Annotated in this window: 13 protein-coding genes; 3 read left to right on the top strand and 10 right to left on the bottom strand. The window is 67.3% G+C overall.

What is annotated here, in order from left to right; genetic code table 11:
- Positions 1-70: 70 nt before the first annotated feature.
- The gene (gene clpB / locus D3877_RS00495) at positions 71-2,701 is read right to left on the bottom strand and encodes an ATP-dependent chaperone ClpB (RefSeq protein WP_119828858.1); all 2,631 of its coding nucleotides are present in this window, start codon (positions 2,699-2,701) and stop codon (positions 71-73) included.
- 308 nt (positions 2,702-3,009) lie between these two features.
- Here clpB and D3877_RS00490 point away from each other — a divergent pair, with 308 nt between their 5' ends.
- Positions 3,010-3,777, top strand: coding sequence for an MOSC domain-containing protein (locus D3877_RS00490; protein ID WP_119828857.1), 768 nt, complete (start codon positions 3,010-3,012; stop codon positions 3,775-3,777).
- 46 nt (positions 3,778-3,823) lie between these two features.
- Here the strand turns inward: D3877_RS00490 and D3877_RS00485 are convergent, their stop codons facing one another.
- Positions 3,824-4,282 (bottom strand): DUF4167 domain-containing protein, encoded by a 459-nt coding sequence (locus tag D3877_RS00485; RefSeq protein ID WP_119828856.1) that lies wholly within the window; start codon positions 4,280-4,282, stop codon positions 3,824-3,826.
- A gap of 273 nt (positions 4,283-4,555) precedes the next feature.
- Positions 4,556-5,419 (bottom strand): peptide chain release factor N(5)-glutamine methyltransferase, encoded by an 864-nt coding sequence (prmC, locus tag D3877_RS00480; RefSeq protein ID WP_119828855.1) that lies wholly within the window; start codon positions 5,417-5,419, stop codon positions 4,556-4,558.
- 113 nt (positions 5,420-5,532) lie between these two features.
- Between prmC and D3877_RS00475 the strand changes: the two genes are divergently transcribed.
- Positions 5,533-5,919: an endonuclease domain-containing protein gene (locus tag D3877_RS00475; RefSeq protein WP_119828854.1), complete on the top strand. Its 387-nt coding sequence runs from the start codon at positions 5,533-5,535 to the stop codon at positions 5,917-5,919.
- A gap of 19 nt (positions 5,920-5,938) precedes the next feature.
- Here the strand turns inward: D3877_RS00475 and prfA are convergent, their stop codons facing one another.
- The 7 genes from prfA to D3877_RS00440 all read right to left on the bottom strand — a co-directional run bounded on the left by prfA (position 5,939) and on the right by D3877_RS00440 (position 15,734).
- On the bottom strand, positions 5,939-7,012 hold the full coding sequence (gene prfA / locus D3877_RS00470; RefSeq protein WP_119828853.1) for a peptide chain release factor 1: 1,074 nt from the start codon (positions 7,010-7,012) through the stop codon (positions 5,939-5,941).
- Complete coding sequence (hemA, locus tag D3877_RS00465; protein WP_119828852.1) at positions 6,987-8,333, bottom strand: glutamyl-tRNA reductase; 1,347 nt, start codon at positions 8,331-8,333, stop codon at positions 6,987-6,989. Before hemA ends, prfA begins: the two co-directional genes overlap by 26 nt.
- A gap of 203 nt (positions 8,334-8,536) precedes the next feature.
- Positions 8,537-9,658, bottom strand: coding sequence for a flavodoxin-dependent (E)-4-hydroxy-3-methylbut-2-enyl-diphosphate synthase (gene ispG / locus D3877_RS00460; RefSeq protein ID WP_119828851.1), 1,122 nt, complete (start codon positions 9,656-9,658; stop codon positions 8,537-8,539).
- 77 nt (positions 9,659-9,735) lie between these two features.
- Positions 9,736-10,935 carry a helix-turn-helix domain-containing protein gene (locus D3877_RS00455; RefSeq protein ID WP_119828850.1) on the bottom strand — a complete coding sequence of 400 codons (1,200 nt, stop codon included), beginning with the start codon at positions 10,933-10,935 and terminating at the stop codon, positions 9,736-9,738.
- A 124-nt stretch (positions 10,936-11,059) separates the two neighbouring features.
- A complete protein-coding gene (gene ptsP / locus D3877_RS00450) occupies positions 11,060-13,327 on the bottom strand; it encodes a phosphoenolpyruvate--protein phosphotransferase (protein ID WP_119828849.1) in 2,268 nt (755 codons plus the stop codon).
- Positions 13,328-13,369: 42 nt separating this feature from the next.
- On the bottom strand, positions 13,370-14,461 hold the full coding sequence (locus D3877_RS00445; RefSeq protein ID WP_119828848.1) for an NAD(P)H-dependent flavin oxidoreductase: 1,092 nt from the start codon (positions 14,459-14,461) through the stop codon (positions 13,370-13,372).
- Positions 14,462-14,498: 37 nt separating this feature from the next.
- A complete protein-coding gene (locus D3877_RS00440; protein ID WP_119828847.1) occupies positions 14,499-15,734 on the bottom strand; it encodes an aspartate kinase in 1,236 nt (411 codons plus the stop codon).
- Between the two features lie 179 nt (positions 15,735-15,913).
- Here D3877_RS00440 and ubiG point away from each other — a divergent pair, with 179 nt between their 5' ends.
- Positions 15,914-16,717 (top strand): bifunctional 2-polyprenyl-6-hydroxyphenol methylase/3-demethylubiquinol 3-O-methyltransferase UbiG, encoded by an 804-nt coding sequence (gene ubiG, locus D3877_RS00435; RefSeq protein WP_119828846.1) that lies wholly within the window; start codon positions 15,914-15,916, stop codon positions 16,715-16,717.
- Positions 16,718-16,844: the final 127 nt, after the last annotated feature.

Here is a 16,844-nt window from a genome sequence, read left to right as displayed (position 1 = left end):
GCGGTTGTCGCGTTCATCACCCTCGTGAACCCCAGCGTCTGACCGGAGCCGCCCGGTTAGCGACGCCCGGTCAATGCACCGTTTTGACGCTCTCTGTCTTGACCGGCGTCGGCGTCGCCGACACCGCCACGCCGTCGATGGTCAGAACGCCGCCCTCCGCGCCGACGCTGACCGTCTGGCCGTCGGTGACGCGGCCCTCCAGGATCATGGTCGCCAGTGGGTTTTGCAGCTCGCGCTGGATCACCCGCTTCAGGGGCCGCGCGCCATAGACGGGATCATAACCTGCCTCGGCCAGCCACTGGTTCGCCGCCCCGTCCACCTCCAGCGTGATGTCGCGGTCGGCCAGCATCTTGACCAAGCGGCCAAGCTGGATGGTGACGATGCCGCCCATGTGCCGACGGTCGAGCCGGTGGAACAGCAGGATCTCGTCCAGCCGGTTGAGGAATTCGGGGCGGAAATGCGCCCGCACCGCCTCCATCACCTCGCCGCGCACCGCGCCGCTGTCCTCGCCTTCCGGCTGTTCGGCCAAAGCCTGCGAGCCGAGATTCGACGTCATGATGATGACGACGTTGCGGAAATCCACCGTCCGCCCCTGCCCGTCGGTCAAGCGCCCGTCGTCGAGCACCTGAAGCAGCACGTTGAAGACGTCCGGGTGGGCCTTTTCCACCTCGTCGAACAGCACGACCTGATAGGGCCGACGGCGCACCGCCTCGGTCAGCGCCCCGCCCTCCTCATAGCCGACATAGCCCGGAGGCGCGCCGATCATGCGGGCGACGGAGTGCTTTTCCATATATTCCGACATGTCGAGCCGAACCATGGCGGTCTCGTCATCGAACAGGAACTCCGCCAGCGCCTTGGTCAGTTCCGTCTTGCCGACGCCGGTCGGCCCGAGGAACAGGAAGGAGCCGATGGGCCGGTTGGGATCCTGCAAGCCCGCCCGCGACCGGCGGACGGCGTTGGACACGGCGACGATCGCCTCCTCCTGGCCGATGACCCGACCGCGCAGGCGGCTTTCCATCGCCAGCAGCTTTTCCCGCTCGCCCGCCAGCATCTTGTCCACCGGCACGCCGGTCCAGCGGCTGACCACCCCGGCGATGTCGCTGTCGCGCACCTCCTCGTTCAGCATGCGGTTGGACGCGTGCTCTTCGGCGGTTTTCAGGGCGGTTTCCAGGCCGGGGATGACGCTGTAGGTCAATTCGCCCGCCCGGCCCCAATTGCCCGCGCGCTGGGCCGTGTCCAGCTCGGTCCGCGCCTTTTCCAGATCCTCCTTGATCTTCTGCGCGCCCTGAAGCTGGTCCTTCTCCGCCTGCCATTTGGCGGTGAGTTCGGCGGATTCCTGCTCCAGATCGGCCAGCTCGCGTTCCAGATTGGCGAAACGGTCGCGCGATCCTTGATCGGATTCGCGCTTCAGCGCCTCGCGCTCGATCTTCAACTGGATGATGCGGCGGTCGAGTTCGTCGATGTTCTCCGGCTTGGTGTCCACCGCCATGCGCAGGCGGCTCGCCGCCTCGTCGATCAGGTCAATGGCCTTGTCGGGCAGGAAACGGTCGGTGATGTAGCGGTTGGACAAAGTCGCCGCCGCGACGATGGCGCTGTCGGTGATGCGCACGCCGTGATGGACCTCGTAACGCTCCTTCAGGCCGCGCAGGATGGAGATGGTGTCCTCCACCGTCGGCTCCGGCACGAAGACCGATTGGAAGCGCCGGGCCAGCGCCGCGTCCTTTTCGATGTGCTTGCGGTATTCGTCCAGCGTGGTGGCGCCGACGCAATGCAGCTCGCCGCGCGCCAACGCCGGTTTCAGCATGTTGGAGGCGTCCATCGCCCCGTCCGCCTTGCCCGCGCCGACCAGCGTGTGCAGCTCGTCGATGAAGACGATGATTTCGCCCGCCGCCGCCTGGATTTCCGACAGCACGGCCTTCAGCCGCTCCTCGAACTCGCCACGGTATTTGGCCCCGGCCACCATCCCGGCGAGATCCAGCGCCAGCAGACGCTTGTTCTTCAGCCCTTCCGGCACGTCGCCCTTGACGATGCGTTGGGCCAGCCCCTCGACGATGGCGGTCTTGCCGACGCCGGGTTCGCCAATCAGGACGGGGTTGTTCTTGGTCCGGCGGGCCAGAACCTGGATGGTGCGGCGGATTTCCTCGTCGCGCCCGATCACCGGGTCCAGCTTGCCGTCCCGCGCCGCTTCGGTCAGATCGCGGGCGTATTTCTTCAGCGCGTCATAGCCCTGCTCGGCGCTGGCGCTGTCGGCGGTGCGGCCCTTGCGGACCTCGTTGATCGCCGTGTTCAGCCCCTGCGGCGTGAGGCCCGCCGCCTTCAGCAGCTTGGCCGAGGGCGTGCCGTCGGCCATGGTCAGGGCCAGCAGGATGCGTTCGGCGGTGACGAAGCTGTCGCCCGCCTTTTCCGAGATTTTCTCCGCCTGCTCGAACACGCGCGACAGTTCGGGGGACAGGAAAAGCTGCCCGGCGCCGCTGCCCTCAATCTTCGGCTGCTTGTCCAGCTCGGCGTCCACGGCGGCCAGCGCCATCACCGGATCGCCGCCAGCGGCGCGGATCAGGTTGGCGGCCAAGCCCTCCTTGTCGTCGAGCAGGGTTTTCAGCAGATGCTCGGGCGTCAAACGCTGATGCCCCCGGCGAGTCGCCAGGGTCTGCGCCGCCTGGACAAAGCCACGGCTGCGTTCGGTGTATTTCTCAAAGTCCATGAGGCGACTCCCCTTTCCATCGACCGTCCGCGCGGCAGCCCGGTCGTTTTGATCCACGCGATGTGCGATCCACAAGGATGCTGGAGCAGATGTAGGAACGGCGCGGCGGGGCGCCAAGACCATCCTGAAAGCGGGGGCATGAACGCCCCGCACGTCACCAATTCCGATTTTCCCGGCGCGCCGCCCCTGAGGCCGGGAAAATTGCGCCATATCGGTGGCTGAACGCCCGGAATGCCCCAGCAACGCGCGGGGTTTCGACCATCGCCGTGGTTGACAGATCCGGTTCCGCGCTTTCATTGTGCAGTGCAATGAACACGACCATCGCCGCCATTCGCCGCTACCCCGTCAAGGGGCTGAGCGGTCAGGACCTGCCCGCCGTCGATTTGACCGCCGGACAGGCGATCCCGCTCGACCGTCGTTACGGGCTGCTGCACGGCCCGGCGGCGCTGGACACCGATTCCGACGGCTGGCGGCTGCCGTCAGATTTCTTCACGCTGGACCGCACGGAAAAGCTGGCGGCGCTCGACACCCTGTTCGATGACGAGACGCAAGCGTTGATCGTCCGGCGCGGCGGGCGGCAGGTGTCGCGCGGGCGGCTGGACCAGCCGATGGGCCGGACGCTGTTGGAGCAGTTTTTCGCCGCCTATCTGGCGGGCATCGTCCCCGGCATGCCGCGTCTGGTGGACGCCAAGGCGGGATCCTTCGGCGACACGGAAGAGCCGTCGCTGGTGCTGGTCAACCTCGCCAGCCTGCGCGACGTGGAGGAGCGGATCGCCAAAAAGCCGGTCGATCCGCGCCGTCTGCGCGCCAATCTGCTGCTGGACGGCTTGGCCCCCTGGGCGGAACAGGCCTGGATCGGCCAGACTCTGACGATCGGCGGGGCGGTTCTGCGCGTCACCGGGGCGGTCGATTGCCGCCCGGCCAACGACGTGAACCCGGACAACGGCGCGACCGACCTCAACCTGCTGCCGATCATGGAGCGCGGCTTCGGCCACACCCACATCGCCATCCGCGCCCAGGTGATCGCCGGTGGCCGGATCGCGCTGGGCGACCCGGTTTCACCAAACGCCGACTGAGACCGCCGACTAAGCCGGACAAAACGCGCCAGAACGGGCGCGGCGGTCAGGCGTTGACCGTCGCGCGCTCTTCGGCGTTGCCGGATTCCTCGTCGCCCTGCTCGTCCTCGTCGTCGTCCATCGACGTCAACGGGCCGGTTTGCTGCTGAGCGTGGCCCGGCGCCGGAGCGCCGCCGCGTTGGCGATTTTCCGATTCCTGGATCTGGTTGATGATGCGGAGGTAATGCTCCGCGTGCTGAAGATAGTTTTCAGCCTGCACCCGGTCGCCGGAGGTCATCGCGTCGCGCGCCAGCGTCTGATACTTCTCGTTCACTTGCCACGCGTTGCCGCGAATGCGCACGTCCGGCCCGTTGCTGTCGAAGTTCTGGTGACGCAACGGCACGTTCTGGCGGCGTCCGGCGTTTCCGCCGCCACCACCACCGTTTCCGCCGCCGCCACCACCGCCGCCACCGGGGCCATTGTTGCCACGGCCACGCGAACGCCTGGAGTTCGGTCCCTGTCTCATTCGGCTCTTAAGGCCCCATACAAGAGAAGCGCATTCCCCGGAACGCTCCAGCGGCTCATTCGGCCTGTTCGGCCCGGCCGCCAAGCCCGCCATGGACAGTCCACGGATGGGTCACGGGGATCAAACGACACGCCAACGGTGGATGCGGTCGCCTTTTGCGGGCGACGCTCGGCACTTCAACCAATCCGAGACACAAAAGTCCGCACACACCACGATCACGGTCGTACACCGCACAGTATCCGCCACAGCCCGGCAATCCAACCCTTTTTTTGGCTAATGGCCGGATGGCCGAGCGTTTCGCGCCCGGACGCAGCGCTCGACCCCGCCCAGATCGCGCAACAGCGTGGTTTCAACGAAGCCCTGCCCGTCGAGCAGCGCCGCCACGTCGGCCGCCTGCCCCTGCCCGACCTCGAAAACGACCAGCCCGCCGGGCGTCAGCAGCCCCGGAAGCTGGGCGGTGATGACGCGGTAGGGGGCCAGCCCATCCGGCCCGCCATCCAGCGCGCGCAGCGGGTCATGCTCGCGCACCTCCGGGGCCAGCGTGGCGATGTCGGCGCTGGGGATGTAGGGCGGGTTTGAGACAACGATGTCGAAACGATCCTTGATTCCATGCGCCCAATCGCCGGTTTGGAAGCGCGCGCGCGCCTCCAGCCCGTTGCGCCGGGCGTTGCCGGCCGCCGCCTCCACCGCCAAGGGGCTGAGATCGACGCCCAGACCGCGCGCGTTGGGCAGCTCGGCGAGCAGCGCCAACAGGATGCAGCCCGTTCCGGTCCCGAGATCAATCAGGTCGAGAGCCGCTTTTTTGTCTGGAATCGCGGCGAGCGCCGCGTCCACCACCGTTTCGGTGTCGGGGCGGGGTTCCAGCGTGTCGGGGTTCAGCGCCAGATCCAGGGTCCAGAACTCCCGATGGCCCAGGATCCGCCCCACCGGCTCCCGCGCCGCCCGCCGCTCGATCAACGCCAGCGCGCGGGCGGCGTCCGTTTCGGAGATCATTTGTTCCGATTTCGCAATGAAATCCATGCGGGTGAGGCCAAGGGCGTCTTCCAGCAGATAGCGGACGTCCAACTCCGGCGTGTCGACGCCCGCCTCGCGCAAACGGGATTCGGCATGGCGCCGCAGGGTGTTGAGGGTTGTCATTTCCGAAATCTTTCCTCACATTTTCCCGAGCGAAACATCGAACACAACTCGAGGACTATCCCCTCTCCCGCGAAGCGGGGGAGGGTTAGGGAGGGGGCAACCGCACATCGACCATGCCGCGCATTCCCAAATCAACAAAGACACAAGCCCGTGGCATGCGTCACATTCCGACCGACGCGGAGCGCAAGCTCTGGAGCCTCCTGCGGCGTCGGCAGTTGGGCGGCTGGTACTTCCGACGGCAGCACGCCATTCCTCCCTACATCGCCGATTTCGCCTGCGTCGAAGCCCGCCTGATCGTTGAAGCGGATGGCGGCCAGCATGCGGACTCCACGCATGACGCGCGGCGCGACGAACGGCTGAAGGCGCAAGGTTGGCGTATTTTGCGCTTCTGGAACAACGATGCGCTGCGTCATTCAGAGGGTGTGACGCGCATGATTTGGGAAGCCCTCGGCCCCCTCCCCGACCCTCCCCCGCCTTCGGCGGGGGAGGGAGAAGAATAGCGGAAGCGCTCCGCCACTCTCACCCCATTTCGGCCAGCCGGGCGGCTTCGTCCTCCGACACCAGGGCGTCGACAAACTCGTCGAGCGCCTCGCCCGACATCATTTTGTCGATCTTGTAGAGCGTCAGGTTGATGCGGTGGTCGGTGACGCGGCCTTGCGGGAAATTGTAGGTGCGGATGCGTTCGGAACGGTCGCCGCTGCCCACCTGATTCTTGCGGTCAGCGGCGCGAACCGCGTCCTTTTCGGCGCGTTCACGGTCGTACAACCGGGCGCGTAGCACCTTCAGCGCCTTGGCCTTGTTCTTGTGCTGGGATTTTTCATCCTGCTGGATCACCACCAGCCCGGTCGGCAGATGGGTGATGCGCACGGCGCTGTCGGTGGTGTTGACCGACTGGCCGCCGGGGCCGGAGGAGCGGAAGACGTCGATCCGCAGATCCTTGTCGTCGATGTGGATGTCCACCTCTTCGGCTTCCGGCAGAACGGCGACGGTGGCGGCGGAGGTGTGGATGCGGCCCTGCGCCTCGGTCGCCGGAACCCGCTGCACGCGGTGGACGCCGGATTCAAACTTCAGCCGGGCGAACACGTTGCGCCCGGTGATGTTGGCCGTGGCCTCCTTGTAGCCACCGACGGCGGTTTCGCTGACGTCCATCGCCTCGAACCGCCAGCCGCGCAGGCCGGCGTAACGGCGGTACATCTCGAACAGTTCGGCGGCGAACAGCCCGGCCTCGTCGCCGCCGGTTCCGGCGCGCACCTCCAGGATGGCGTTCTTCTCGTCCGCCTCGTCCTTGGGCAGCAGGGAGACTTGGACCCGCCGCTCGAAATCCGGGATGCGCTTGGACAGATCGCGGAATTCCTCCTCCGCCATCGCCTTCATTTCGGGATCGCCGTCGGGATCGGCGATCATTTGCGCCAGATCGATGGCCTCGGCCTTGGCCTTTTTCAGCTCGCCGATGGCTTCGGCGATGGGGGTCAGGTCGGCGTATTCCTTGGACAGCCGGGCGAATTCGCCCGAATCCGCCAGACCGGCGGCGAGCGCGTCGCGCAACTCGTCGTGGCGCGCCACGACCTTATTGAAGGTGTCGTCCAGATTCACGTCGCTCGTCCTCATCCCGTTCATCAGCGGCCCGTTCATCAGCGGCCCGCTCTTCCGCCGCCGTTCCGTCCAGACGGAACAACCGGAACAGCAGCCGTTCCGCCGCCGCCCGCTCGGCCAACCCCACCCCGTCCTGATCCGCCGCCATCTCCCGCAACGCCTCCGACGGGTGGTGCAGCAGCCGGTTGACCAGCAGCCGGGTGGCCGACCCGGCGTCCAGCCCGCTGTGATCGGCCAGCAGACGCCGCCGCTCCCGCTCGAAATGCGCCCGCAGCGCCGCCACGGCGGGCACGGCGGCGCGTTCGGCACGGTCGCGGGCAAAGGCGGCCACCGCCTCGTCCACGATGCTCCAGGCGGCTTGCGTCGCCGCCTCCCGCCCCACCCGGCCTTGCAGCGCCACCCGCTCCAGATCGGCCAGATCATAGACGAAGGCGCCATCCATCCCGGCCACCGCCGGATCGACGTCCGACGGAATCGCCGCGTCCACCACGAAGATCGGGCGGCGGCGGCGGCGCTTCAACGCCGCCTCCATCATCGCCGTGGACAGGATATAGCGCCCCAACCCGGTCGCGGTCACGACGATATCGGCCCCGGCCAGCGCGGAATCGAGATCGGCCCAAGGCGCGAAATGGCCCGACAGCCGCCGCGCCGCCGCTTCCGCCCGGCGATCCACCGGCGCGGCGATGGTCAGACGCGGCAAACCCGCCTCGCGCAAGCCATCCAGCACCAGCGTTCCCATGTCGCCCAGCCCGATCAGCAGGGCCGAACAGCGCTTCAGATCGCCGTGCAGGTCGCGCGCCACCTGGATGGCGGCGGCGGCGAGCGAGGTCGCCCCCTCGGCGATCGGGGTTTCGCTGCGCACCCGCTTGGCGGCGGCGTAGGCGGCTTGCAACACCGCCTCCAGCTCCGGCCCGGTCAGACCCAGCGTCGCCGCGCCGCGATGGGCGGCCTTGAGCTGGCCCAGGATGTGCGGCTCGCCGATGATCTGGCTGTCCAGGGAGCAGGCGACCGCGAACAGGTGGCGGATCGCGTCCGGCCCGGCGCGGGTGTAAAGCTGGTCGGAGAAATCGGCGGTCGCCATGCCGACCCGCTCCGCCATCACCGCCGCGATGGCGAGCGCGGCCTCGTTCGGGCGGGGGTGGACGGCCTGAACCTCCACCCGGTCGCAGGTGCTCAACCACAGCGCTTGCGTCACCCCGACGGCGCGCAACCGCTCCAGCACGCCCGGAACCTCCGCGTCATCGGTCGCAAGGCGATCACGGATCACCCCGGAACAGGTCCGATGGCTGGCGCCGATGACAAGATAGGATGCGGTGGTCACGCCGGGGGTCGTTTCGTTCCTGCCGGTTGCGGGGGCGCTTGATGTGAGAAGTTATTTGAGACACCGATGAACACAGATAAACACAGATTTTTTCTATCATGGTTGTCTGCGGTCGATTCGGAGCCGCGACGCTCACACGATCATCAAAATTTTCTGTCTGTGTCTTTCATCTGTGTTTATCTGTGTTCATCGGTGTCAAAAACTCACTCCGCCACCGCAGCCACCTTCTCAGCCGCCTCAATCTCCGCCGCCTTTTTCTCGACCAAGCCGACGAGATGCTCGACGATGTCCTGGTCTTTCAGGCGGTGGTCGGTGATGCCGGACAGGTAGATTTGGTGGGTGTTGTTGCCGCCGCCGGTCAGGCCGATGTCGGTTTCCCGCGCTTCGCCGGGGCCGTTCACCACGCAGCCGATCACCGACAGGGTCAAGGGCGTGGTGATGTGGGCCAGACGGGTTTCCAGAAGCTCCACCGTCTTGATGACGTTGAAATTCTGGCGGGCGCAGCTTGGGCAGGAAATCACCGTCACGCCGCGCCGCCGCAGGCCCAGCGACTTCAGCATTTCATAGCCGACCTGGACCTCTTCCGCCGGATCGGCGGACAGGGAGACACGCAGCGTGTCGCCGATGCCCGACCACAGCAGCATGCCAAGGCCGATGGACGATTTCACCGTTCCAGCCCGCAGCCCCCCCGCCTCGGTGATGCCGATGTGCAGGGGATAATCGCAGGCCTCGGCCAAGCCCTGATAGGCGGCGACGGCCAGAAAAGCGTCCGACGCCTTCACCGAAATCTTGAACTCGCGGAAATCATTGTCTTCCAGGATCCTCGCGTGGTTCAGCGCGCTTTCGACCATCGCCTCCGGGCAGGGTTCGCCGTATTTTTCCAGCAAATCCTGCTCCAGCGACCCGGCGTTGACGCCGATGCGCATCGAACAGCCGTGATCCTTGGCGGCCTTCACCACCTCGCGCACCCGTTCCGCCGAGCCGATGTTGCCGGGGTTGATGCGCAGGCAGGCCGCCCCGCTCTCCGCCGCCTCGATGGCGCGCTTGTAGTGGAAATGAATGTCGGCGACGACCGGGACCGACACTTGGCGGACGATGTCTTTGAGCGCCAGCGACGATTCGCGGTCGGGGCAGGACACGCGGACGATGTCCACCCCCACCCGTTCCGCCGCCTGGATCTGCTCGACCGTCGCCTTGACGTCGGTGGTCGGCGTGTTGGTCATGGTCTGGACCGAAATCGGCGCGTCGCCGCCGACCAACACATTGCCCACCCGGATCTGACGGGACTTGCGGCGGATGATCTGACGATAGGCGCGAACGGTCATGGCGGGAACCTCAGGACAAACGGCGTCACGCCAGACATACGGCCTGGCGCGACGGTTTCAAGCGGGCGGCGCGAGCCTCAGCGGTTCTTCACCACGCCATGGGCGTCGATGGGAACGTCGCGCAGCACCATGCCGACCGATCCCAGCGGCGGGCTTTCCGCCCCGTCGGCGACAACCACCAGCCCGCCGGCATTGCCGGTGCGGATGCGCACGCCCGCCTTGTCGGGCACGCGGTAGGTGTCGCCCGGCTTCAGCACGCGGGTGAACACGATGTCGCTGCCGTCGCGGATTTGCAGCCAGCTTTCCTGAGTCGCCTTCAACACCAGCTTGGGATTCTGGTTCTGCATCCCATAGATTTTGGCGTTGGGGTTGGCGGGCGTCGGATCCGCCGGGCGGGCGGCGGCGGCGGCGGCGGCCTGGGCGGCGGCGGCCTGAGCCGCCGCTTGCGCCGCAGCGGTCTGCGCCGCCAGCGGAGTCGGCTCCTGCGGCGAGCTTTCCGAATCATCCTCGTCCGTCGGCGGCACGGCAGCGACCACCGGGGCCGGAGTCGGCTTGGTCGTCGGCAGCGGCGGCAGAATGATCGGCGTCGCCGTGGAAGAGGCCGTGGACGCCGCAGCGGGCGTCGGAGCGGCGGGCGCCGACGGAGCCGCCGGGGTGGGCGCGCTGGCGCTGGGGCTGACCACCAGCGGGGCCGACAGGGCCGACGGCGTCGGGGCGGCGGTGGTCGGCAAGGCGGCGATGATCGGGGCGACGGGCGTCGCGGCCTCGGGCGCCGACGGCGGCGCGCCGCTCTTCATCGGCAAGGCGTCGAGCAGCGAGACCAGACGGTCGGGCAGGCGCGGCACCAGATCGGCCATCGAGCGATCCGTGGCCGACAGATAATACCAGCCGCCATAGACGAGGCCCGCCAGCACCAGCGTGACCAGCAGCAGCGTGCCGCCCGGCACCCGCTCCTCCGTCGCCGGGGTCGGCAGATACAGCTCCTGCTCGCGCAGCGCGCCCACCGCCTCCGCCTTGTAGCGGGCGACGATGTCCACCGGATCCAGCCCGAGATATTCGGCGTAGGAGCGCAGGAAACCGGCGGCGTAGGCCGCGCCCGGCAGATCCTGATACTGCCCGCCCTCGATGGCTTGCAGGTAAGGATAGCGGATGCGCAGCATCGTCGCGACGTCGCGCAGTTCATGGCCCATGGCCTCACGCGCCTCGCGCAACGTCTGCGCCACGGTGGGGCCGGTCGGGGTCGAATCGAAGCTGTCGAAAACCTTGCGCTTGGCCATGGAATCGCCGTTTGCTCGCCTCAGGCCCCGCCATGGGACGCCTTTGCGAAATGGGTACGACAAGGCGCCCCTGCGGCGCAACCGGAATGACCGCGCGTCGCCCGCCTTCCTGCCCGAAGCCGGGTCAGAAGATGACGCCGTGGTCCTTGCCGAAACTCTTCAGCTTGTCGCGCAGGCTGTGATCGCCGCCCAGATACAGGCCCGACATATACCCCCGCAACGCCGCGACGTCGAGCGAGCGCAGCATCGTCTTGACCGGCCCGACCGACGGCGGCGACATCGACAAGGTGCGGAAACCGACGCCGATCAACGCCATGGCGTCAAGCGGCCGCCCGGCCATCTCGCCGCACAGGCTCAGCGACACACGGTGCTTGGCGCATTCGTCCACCAACCGCCGCAGCACGCACAGCATCGGCGGCGACAGCGAGTCGTAGCGGGTCGAGGTGCGCGGGTTGCCGCGATCCGCCGCGAACAGATATTGCGTCAAGTCGTTGGAGCCGACCGACAGAAAGTCCAGCTTCGGCAGCAGGGCGGGCAACTGCCAGAGCAGGGACGGCACCTCGATCATCGTGCCGACGCGCAGGCGGCTCGGCGCCTCCACCCCCTGGGCGGCCAGACGCTTGAGTTCCAGATCCAGCAGGCGGCGGGCGCCGTCGAATTCGGCCACTTCGGCGATCATCGGGAACATCACCGACAGCGGACGCCCGGCGGCGGCCAGCAGCAGCGCGCGCAGTTGCTGGCGCAGCAGGGACGGATGGTCCAGCCCGATGCGCACGGCGCGCCAGCCCAGCGCCGGATTTTCCTCCGCCCCGCCGCTCATGTAGGGCAGCATCTTGTCGCCGCCGACGTCCAACGTGCGGAAAATCACCGGCTTGTCGCCCGCCTCGTCGATGATGCGGGCGTAAAGCTCCGTCTGCGCCTGCACGTCGGGGTAGGAGGAGCGCACCATGAAGGGAATTTCGGTGCGGTACAGGCCGATGCCCTCCGCCCCGCTGGCCTTCAGATGCGGCAGGTCGATCAGCAGGCCGCAATTCAGTTGGATGGAGATCGGCACCCCGTCGCGCGTCACCGACGGTTGGTTGCGGATTTCCGCGTACATCTGCTCCTTGCGGTGCTGCAACGCCACCGCTTCGGAGAAGGCCATCTGGATGTCTTCGGCGGGCCGGATGAAGACCTGGCCATGGTCGCCGTCAATGATGAGCTGGTCGAGCGGCTCGATGCGGTTCAGCGCGTCGGCGGCCTGGACGACCGGGATGTTCAGCGCGCGGGCGACGATGCAGACATGGCTGGACGGCGTACCCTCCTCCAGCAACAGCCCGCGCAGGCGCGAACGGTCGTAATCCAGAAGCTCCGCCGGTCCCATGGAGCGGGCGACGAGGATCATGTCGTCGGGCTGGGTGGCGCCGTCGGCGCCGGAGGTCTTGCCCGCCAGATGCTGCATCAGCCGGTTGGTCAGATCCTCCAGATCCAGCAGCCGTTCGCGGATGTAAGGATCGGTCAGATGGCTCATGCGGGCGCGGGTGTCGTTCTGCACCTGCTGCACCGCCGCCTCCGCCGTCAGGCCGACGCGAATCGCCTCGCGGATGCGCGACAGCCAGCCGCGATCCTCGGCGAACATCCGGTAGGTTTCCAGAATGTCGCGCGGCTCGCCCAAGCCCGCCAGCGTCGCCGCCTCCAACAGATCGTCGATGGCGCTGTGCATGGTGATGAGCGCGGCGTTGAAGCGCTCCAGCTCCGCTTCGGCGTCTTCGGCGACCATCTGACGGATGGTCAGTTGCGGGCGGTGGATCACCGCCAGCCCCATCGCCAGACCGGCGCTCATCGCCGTGCCGGACAGGCGGGCGGGCAGCAGCACCGGGTCGCCGGTGGTCGAGACCTCCGACGGGCTGACCAGCTCGCTTTGGGCGACCAGCTCGGCCACCACCATGGCGATGGTCTGGAGGGTTTCGACCTCCTCCTCGACATAGCCCCGGCGATCCTTGTGCTGGATCACCAGCACGCCGCGCACCTTGCTGCCGCGCAGGATCGGCACGCCCGCCAGCGACAGGAAGGGATCCTCGCCGGTTTCCGGGCGGTAGGCGAAGCTGGGGTGCGAGGGGGCGTTGTCGAGCGCCACCGGGCGGGCGTGGCTGGCGATGTAGCCGACGATGCCCTCGCCGACCCGCAGGCGGGTGTTGTGGACGGCGGTTTTGTTCAGCCCCTCGGTCGAGAACAGCTCCAGCACCTCGCCCGCGCGCATGACGTAGCAGGAACAGACGTCGGCCTTCATCTCCGCCGCGATCAGCGAGACGATCTTGTCAAGCCGCTCCTGCCCGGTTCCCGACCCGGCCATGATGTCGCGCAAAGAGGCCAGCAAACGCCGCGACGAGGCGCCGTCGAATATCCCGCCCATCCCTCTACCCTCCGGCTGCCGTGTCGAAGCCGCTGCTCATCGTCACACCGCTCCCAGAACCGAGGGCGAGGCCATCGCCCGATCCGGGACCGAAGAATTCAACGATGCCCCAAGCCCATGGCGCCCCGCCAGCGCCGTTTCGGCCTGGGCGATCAATTCGGCCAGGATGTCGGCGACCGGCTGTTCGCGGGTGACGAGGCCGACGCTCTGCCCGGCCATCAGGGAGCCAAACTCCACGTCGCCGTCGATCACCGCGCGGCGCAGCGCGCCCGCCCAGAAATGTTCGATCTCCAGCAAGCCTTCGTCGCGCGTCAACTCGCCGCCATCGACGCGGGCGATCACCGTGCGCTGGAATTCCAGAAAAGCCGCGCTGCCCGCGTTGGCCAGCGCGCGCACCGGAATCACCGGGAATCGCGGGTCGAGTTGCACCGACGCCTGGGCGTCGCGGGCCGAGGCGCGGATGAAGGATTTCTTGAAATTGGGGTGCGCGATGGATTCGGTGGCGCAGACGAAACGGGTGCCGACCTGCACCCCCGACGCGCCCAATTCCAGATAGGCGACGATCGCCTCGCCGCGCCCGATGCCGCCCGCGACGAACACCGGGGCCTCGCGCAGGTCAGGCAAAATCTCTTGCGCCAACACGGTGGTGGAGACCGGGCCGATGTGGCCGCCCGCCTCCGTCCCCTCGATCACCAGGGCGTCGGCCCCCAGCTTGACCATGCGCCGCCCGCTGGCCAGCGTCGGGGCGAAGGCCATCGCCTTGGCCCCGCCATCCTTGATGCGGGCCAGCGTGGCGCTGGACGGAAAGCCCCCGGCGATGACGACATGACCGACCGCCTGTTCCCGACAGACGTCGAGCAGCCGGTTCAGGTCTGGGTGCATGTTGATGAGGTTCACGCCGAACGGCTTGTCGGTCAGCGCCTTGGTGGCCGCGATCTCCGCCGCCAGCGCGTCCGGCGGCATCGACCCGCAGGCCAACACCCCGAACCCGCCCGCGTTGGAAATCGCCGCCACCAGATGGCGTTCCGACACCCAGCTCATCGCCCCGCCCATCACGGCGGTGCGCGTGCCGAGAAAGGCGCAGCCGCGCGCCCAAAGCTGATCGAGCCGCGCCCGCGCCGTCGTTTCGGTCATGGCCGACTCAAATCCTCTCTCTTCCTCGACGCCGCGATCAGGCGGCGTCCAGGCCATAGGCGGTGTGCAGGGCGCGCAGCGCCAGCTCCGCGTACTCCTCGGCGATCAGGACCGAGATCTTGATCTCCGAGGTGGAAATGACCTGAATGTTGATGCCCTTGTCGGCCAGCGCCTTGAACATGCGTTGGGCGACGCCCGCATGGCTGCGCATGCCGACGCCGATCACCGACACCTTGACGACGTTGGCGTCCGACGCGATGCGCTTGTACTTCAGCGTCGCCTGCTCATCCTCCAGCACCTTGACGGCGCGGGCGATGTCGGCCTTCCCGACGGTGAAGGTCATGTCGGTGGATTTGCCGTCTTCCGACACGTTCTGCACGATCATGTCGACGTTGACGGCGGCGTCGGTCAGCGGGCCGAAGATGCTGGCGGCGACGCCGGGTTGATCGGCGACGCCGACCAACGTGATCTTCGCCTCGTCGCGGCTGTAGGCGATGCCGCTCACAACTTCCTTTTCCACGATCTCGTCCTCGTCAACAACCAGGGTTCCGGGAAGCGAGCTGCCCGCAGCCGCCTCAAAGCTCGACAGCACCTGCACGCGCACGCGGTGGTTCATCGCCATCTCGACCGAGCGCGTCTGAAGCACCTTCGCGCCTTGCGAGGCCAGCTCCAACATCTCCTCATAGGTGATCTTGTTGAGCTTCCTGGCCTTGGTCACGATGCGCGGGTCGGTGGTGTAGACGCCGTCCACGTCGGTGTAGATGTCGCAACGGTCGGCCTTCACCGCCGCCGCCAGCGCCACCGCCGAGGTGTCGGAGCCGCCACGGCCCAAGGTGGCGATGCGGCCGTCCTTCGTCACGCCCTGGAATCCGGCGACCACGGCGACTTCGCCGGTCTGCATGGATTTTTCCATCTGGGTGGTGTCGATGGAGACGATGCGCGCCTTGCTGTGCGTGTCGTCGGCGTAGATCGGAATCTGCCAGCCCGCCCAGGAGCGCGCCGGAATGCCGATGGACTGCAAGGCGATGGCCAGCAGACCCGAGGTCACTTGCTCGCCCGAGGCGACCACCGCGTCATATTCGCGGGCGTCGTGCAGCTTGTCGATCTCGTTGCAATATTTGACGAGCTGGTTGGTCACGCCGGACATCGCCGACACGACGACGGCCACCTGATGGCCCGCCTTGACTTCCTGCTCCACCTTGCGAGCCACGTTTTTGATGCGGTCGATGTCGCCGACCGACGTGCCTCCGAATTTCAGGACGATCCGCGCCATACCTCACACCAATCTCTGGCCGCCCCCATCGCGTTGTCATGGCGCGTGGAAAAAGGCGGCGTGCGGCACCCCCGCTCTACCGTTGCCGGCGCGGGGCGGCGTATCCATACTCTCTCGCTCACAGCGAGGCAAGGTTGCCCCGCATGCCAACCGTCCCTCTGTTATGGAATCCTCAACCAATGACCGCGACCGCCGGAACCACGCCAACGACGCCAGCCCCCGCCAGCACGCCCGGCGCAAACAAGGTGGGCGCCAGCACGGTTGATCCGGCGGACGTCGCCCGCTTTTCCGCCATCGCCGCCGAATGGTGGGATCCCACCGGCAAATTCCGCCCGCTGCACCGGCTGAACCCGCTGCGCCTGACCTACATCCGCGACGCGGTGTGCCAGCGTCTGGGCCGCGACCCGCTGGCCCCCAGCCCGCTGAACGGGTTGCGGGTGGTGGACATCGGTTGCGGCGGCGGCCTGCTGTCGGAACCCTTCGCCCGCATGGGCGCGAGCGTGGTCGGGGTGGACGCGTCGGAGAAGAACATCAAGACCGCCGCCACCCACGCCGCCGAAAGCGGCGCGACGGTCGATTACCGCGCCACCACGGCGGAAAGCCTCGCCGCGTCGGGCGAGCGGTTCGACGTGGTTCTGGCGATGGAGGTGATCGAGCATGTCGCCGACGTGAACCTGTTCGTCCAATCCTGCGCCGACCTGCTGGCGCCGGGCGGCGTTCTGTTCCTGGCCACCCTGAACCGCACGCCGAAAAGCTTCGCCATGGCCATCGTCGGGGCGGAGTATGTGTTGCGCTGGCTGCCGCGCGGCACCCACAATTGGCGGCAATTCCTCCGCCCCTCCGAACTGACCGCCGCCGTCCGCGCCCACGGCCTGAACATGCGCCACCTGACCGGCGTGACCTACAACCCGCTGACCGACGAATTCAAGCTGAACGCACGGGATTTGGGGGTGAATTACATGGGGTGGGCGGAGCGGGTTTGAGGGGGGCGTTATCGCCCTCTCCCGGAACGGGTTACAGCATTCACACATCTTTTTCTTACCGCAACCAATTGAAGCAAAATGACTTTCCCGCCATCCCCGCGAAGGCGGGGATCCAGAGTTTGCCAGA

Source organism: Azospirillum cavernae (genome assembly GCF_003590795.1).
Classification (GTDB): Bacteria; Pseudomonadota; Alphaproteobacteria; order Azospirillales; family Azospirillaceae; genus Azospirillum; species Azospirillum cavernae.
This window is presented reverse-complemented; position numbering and strand designations above follow the sequence as displayed.

Bases quoted from the DNA above. Each gene is read 5' to 3' on its own strand.
- clpB (WP_119828858.1), bottom strand. From the start codon at position 2,701: ATGGACTTTGAGAAATACACCGAACGCAGCCGTGGCTTTGTCCAGGCG.
- D3877_RS00490 (WP_119828857.1), top strand. From the start codon at position 3,010: ATGAACACGACCATCGCCGCCATTCGCCGCTACCCCGTCAAGGGGCTG.
- D3877_RS00485 (WP_119828856.1), bottom strand. From the start codon at position 4,282: ATGAGACAGGGACCGAACTCCAGGCGTTCGCGTGGCCGTGGCAACAAT.
- prmC (WP_119828855.1), bottom strand. From the start codon at position 5,419: ATGACAACCCTCAACACCCTGCGGCGCCATGCCGAATCCCGTTTGCGC.
- D3877_RS00475 (WP_119828854.1), top strand. From the start codon at position 5,533: ATGCCGCGCATTCCCAAATCAACAAAGACACAAGCCCGTGGCATGCGT.
- ispG (WP_119828851.1), bottom strand. From the start codon at position 9,658: ATGACCGTTCGCGCCTATCGTCAGATCATCCGCCGCAAGTCCCGTCAG.
- D3877_RS00455 (WP_119828850.1), bottom strand. From the start codon at position 10,935: ATGGCCAAGCGCAAGGTTTTCGACAGCTTCGATTCGACCCCGACCGGC.
- ptsP (WP_119828849.1), bottom strand. From the start codon at position 13,327: ATGGGCGGGATATTCGACGGCGCCTCGTCGCGGCGTTTGCTGGCCTCT.
- D3877_RS00445 (WP_119828848.1), bottom strand. From the start codon at position 14,461: ATGACCGAAACGACGGCGCGGGCGCGGCTCGATCAGCTTTGGGCGCGC.
- D3877_RS00440 (WP_119828847.1), bottom strand. From the start codon at position 15,734: ATGGCGCGGATCGTCCTGAAATTCGGAGGCACGTCGGTCGGCGACATC.
- ubiG (WP_119828846.1), top strand. From the start codon at position 15,914: ATGACCGCGACCGCCGGAACCACGCCAACGACGCCAGCCCCCGCCAGC.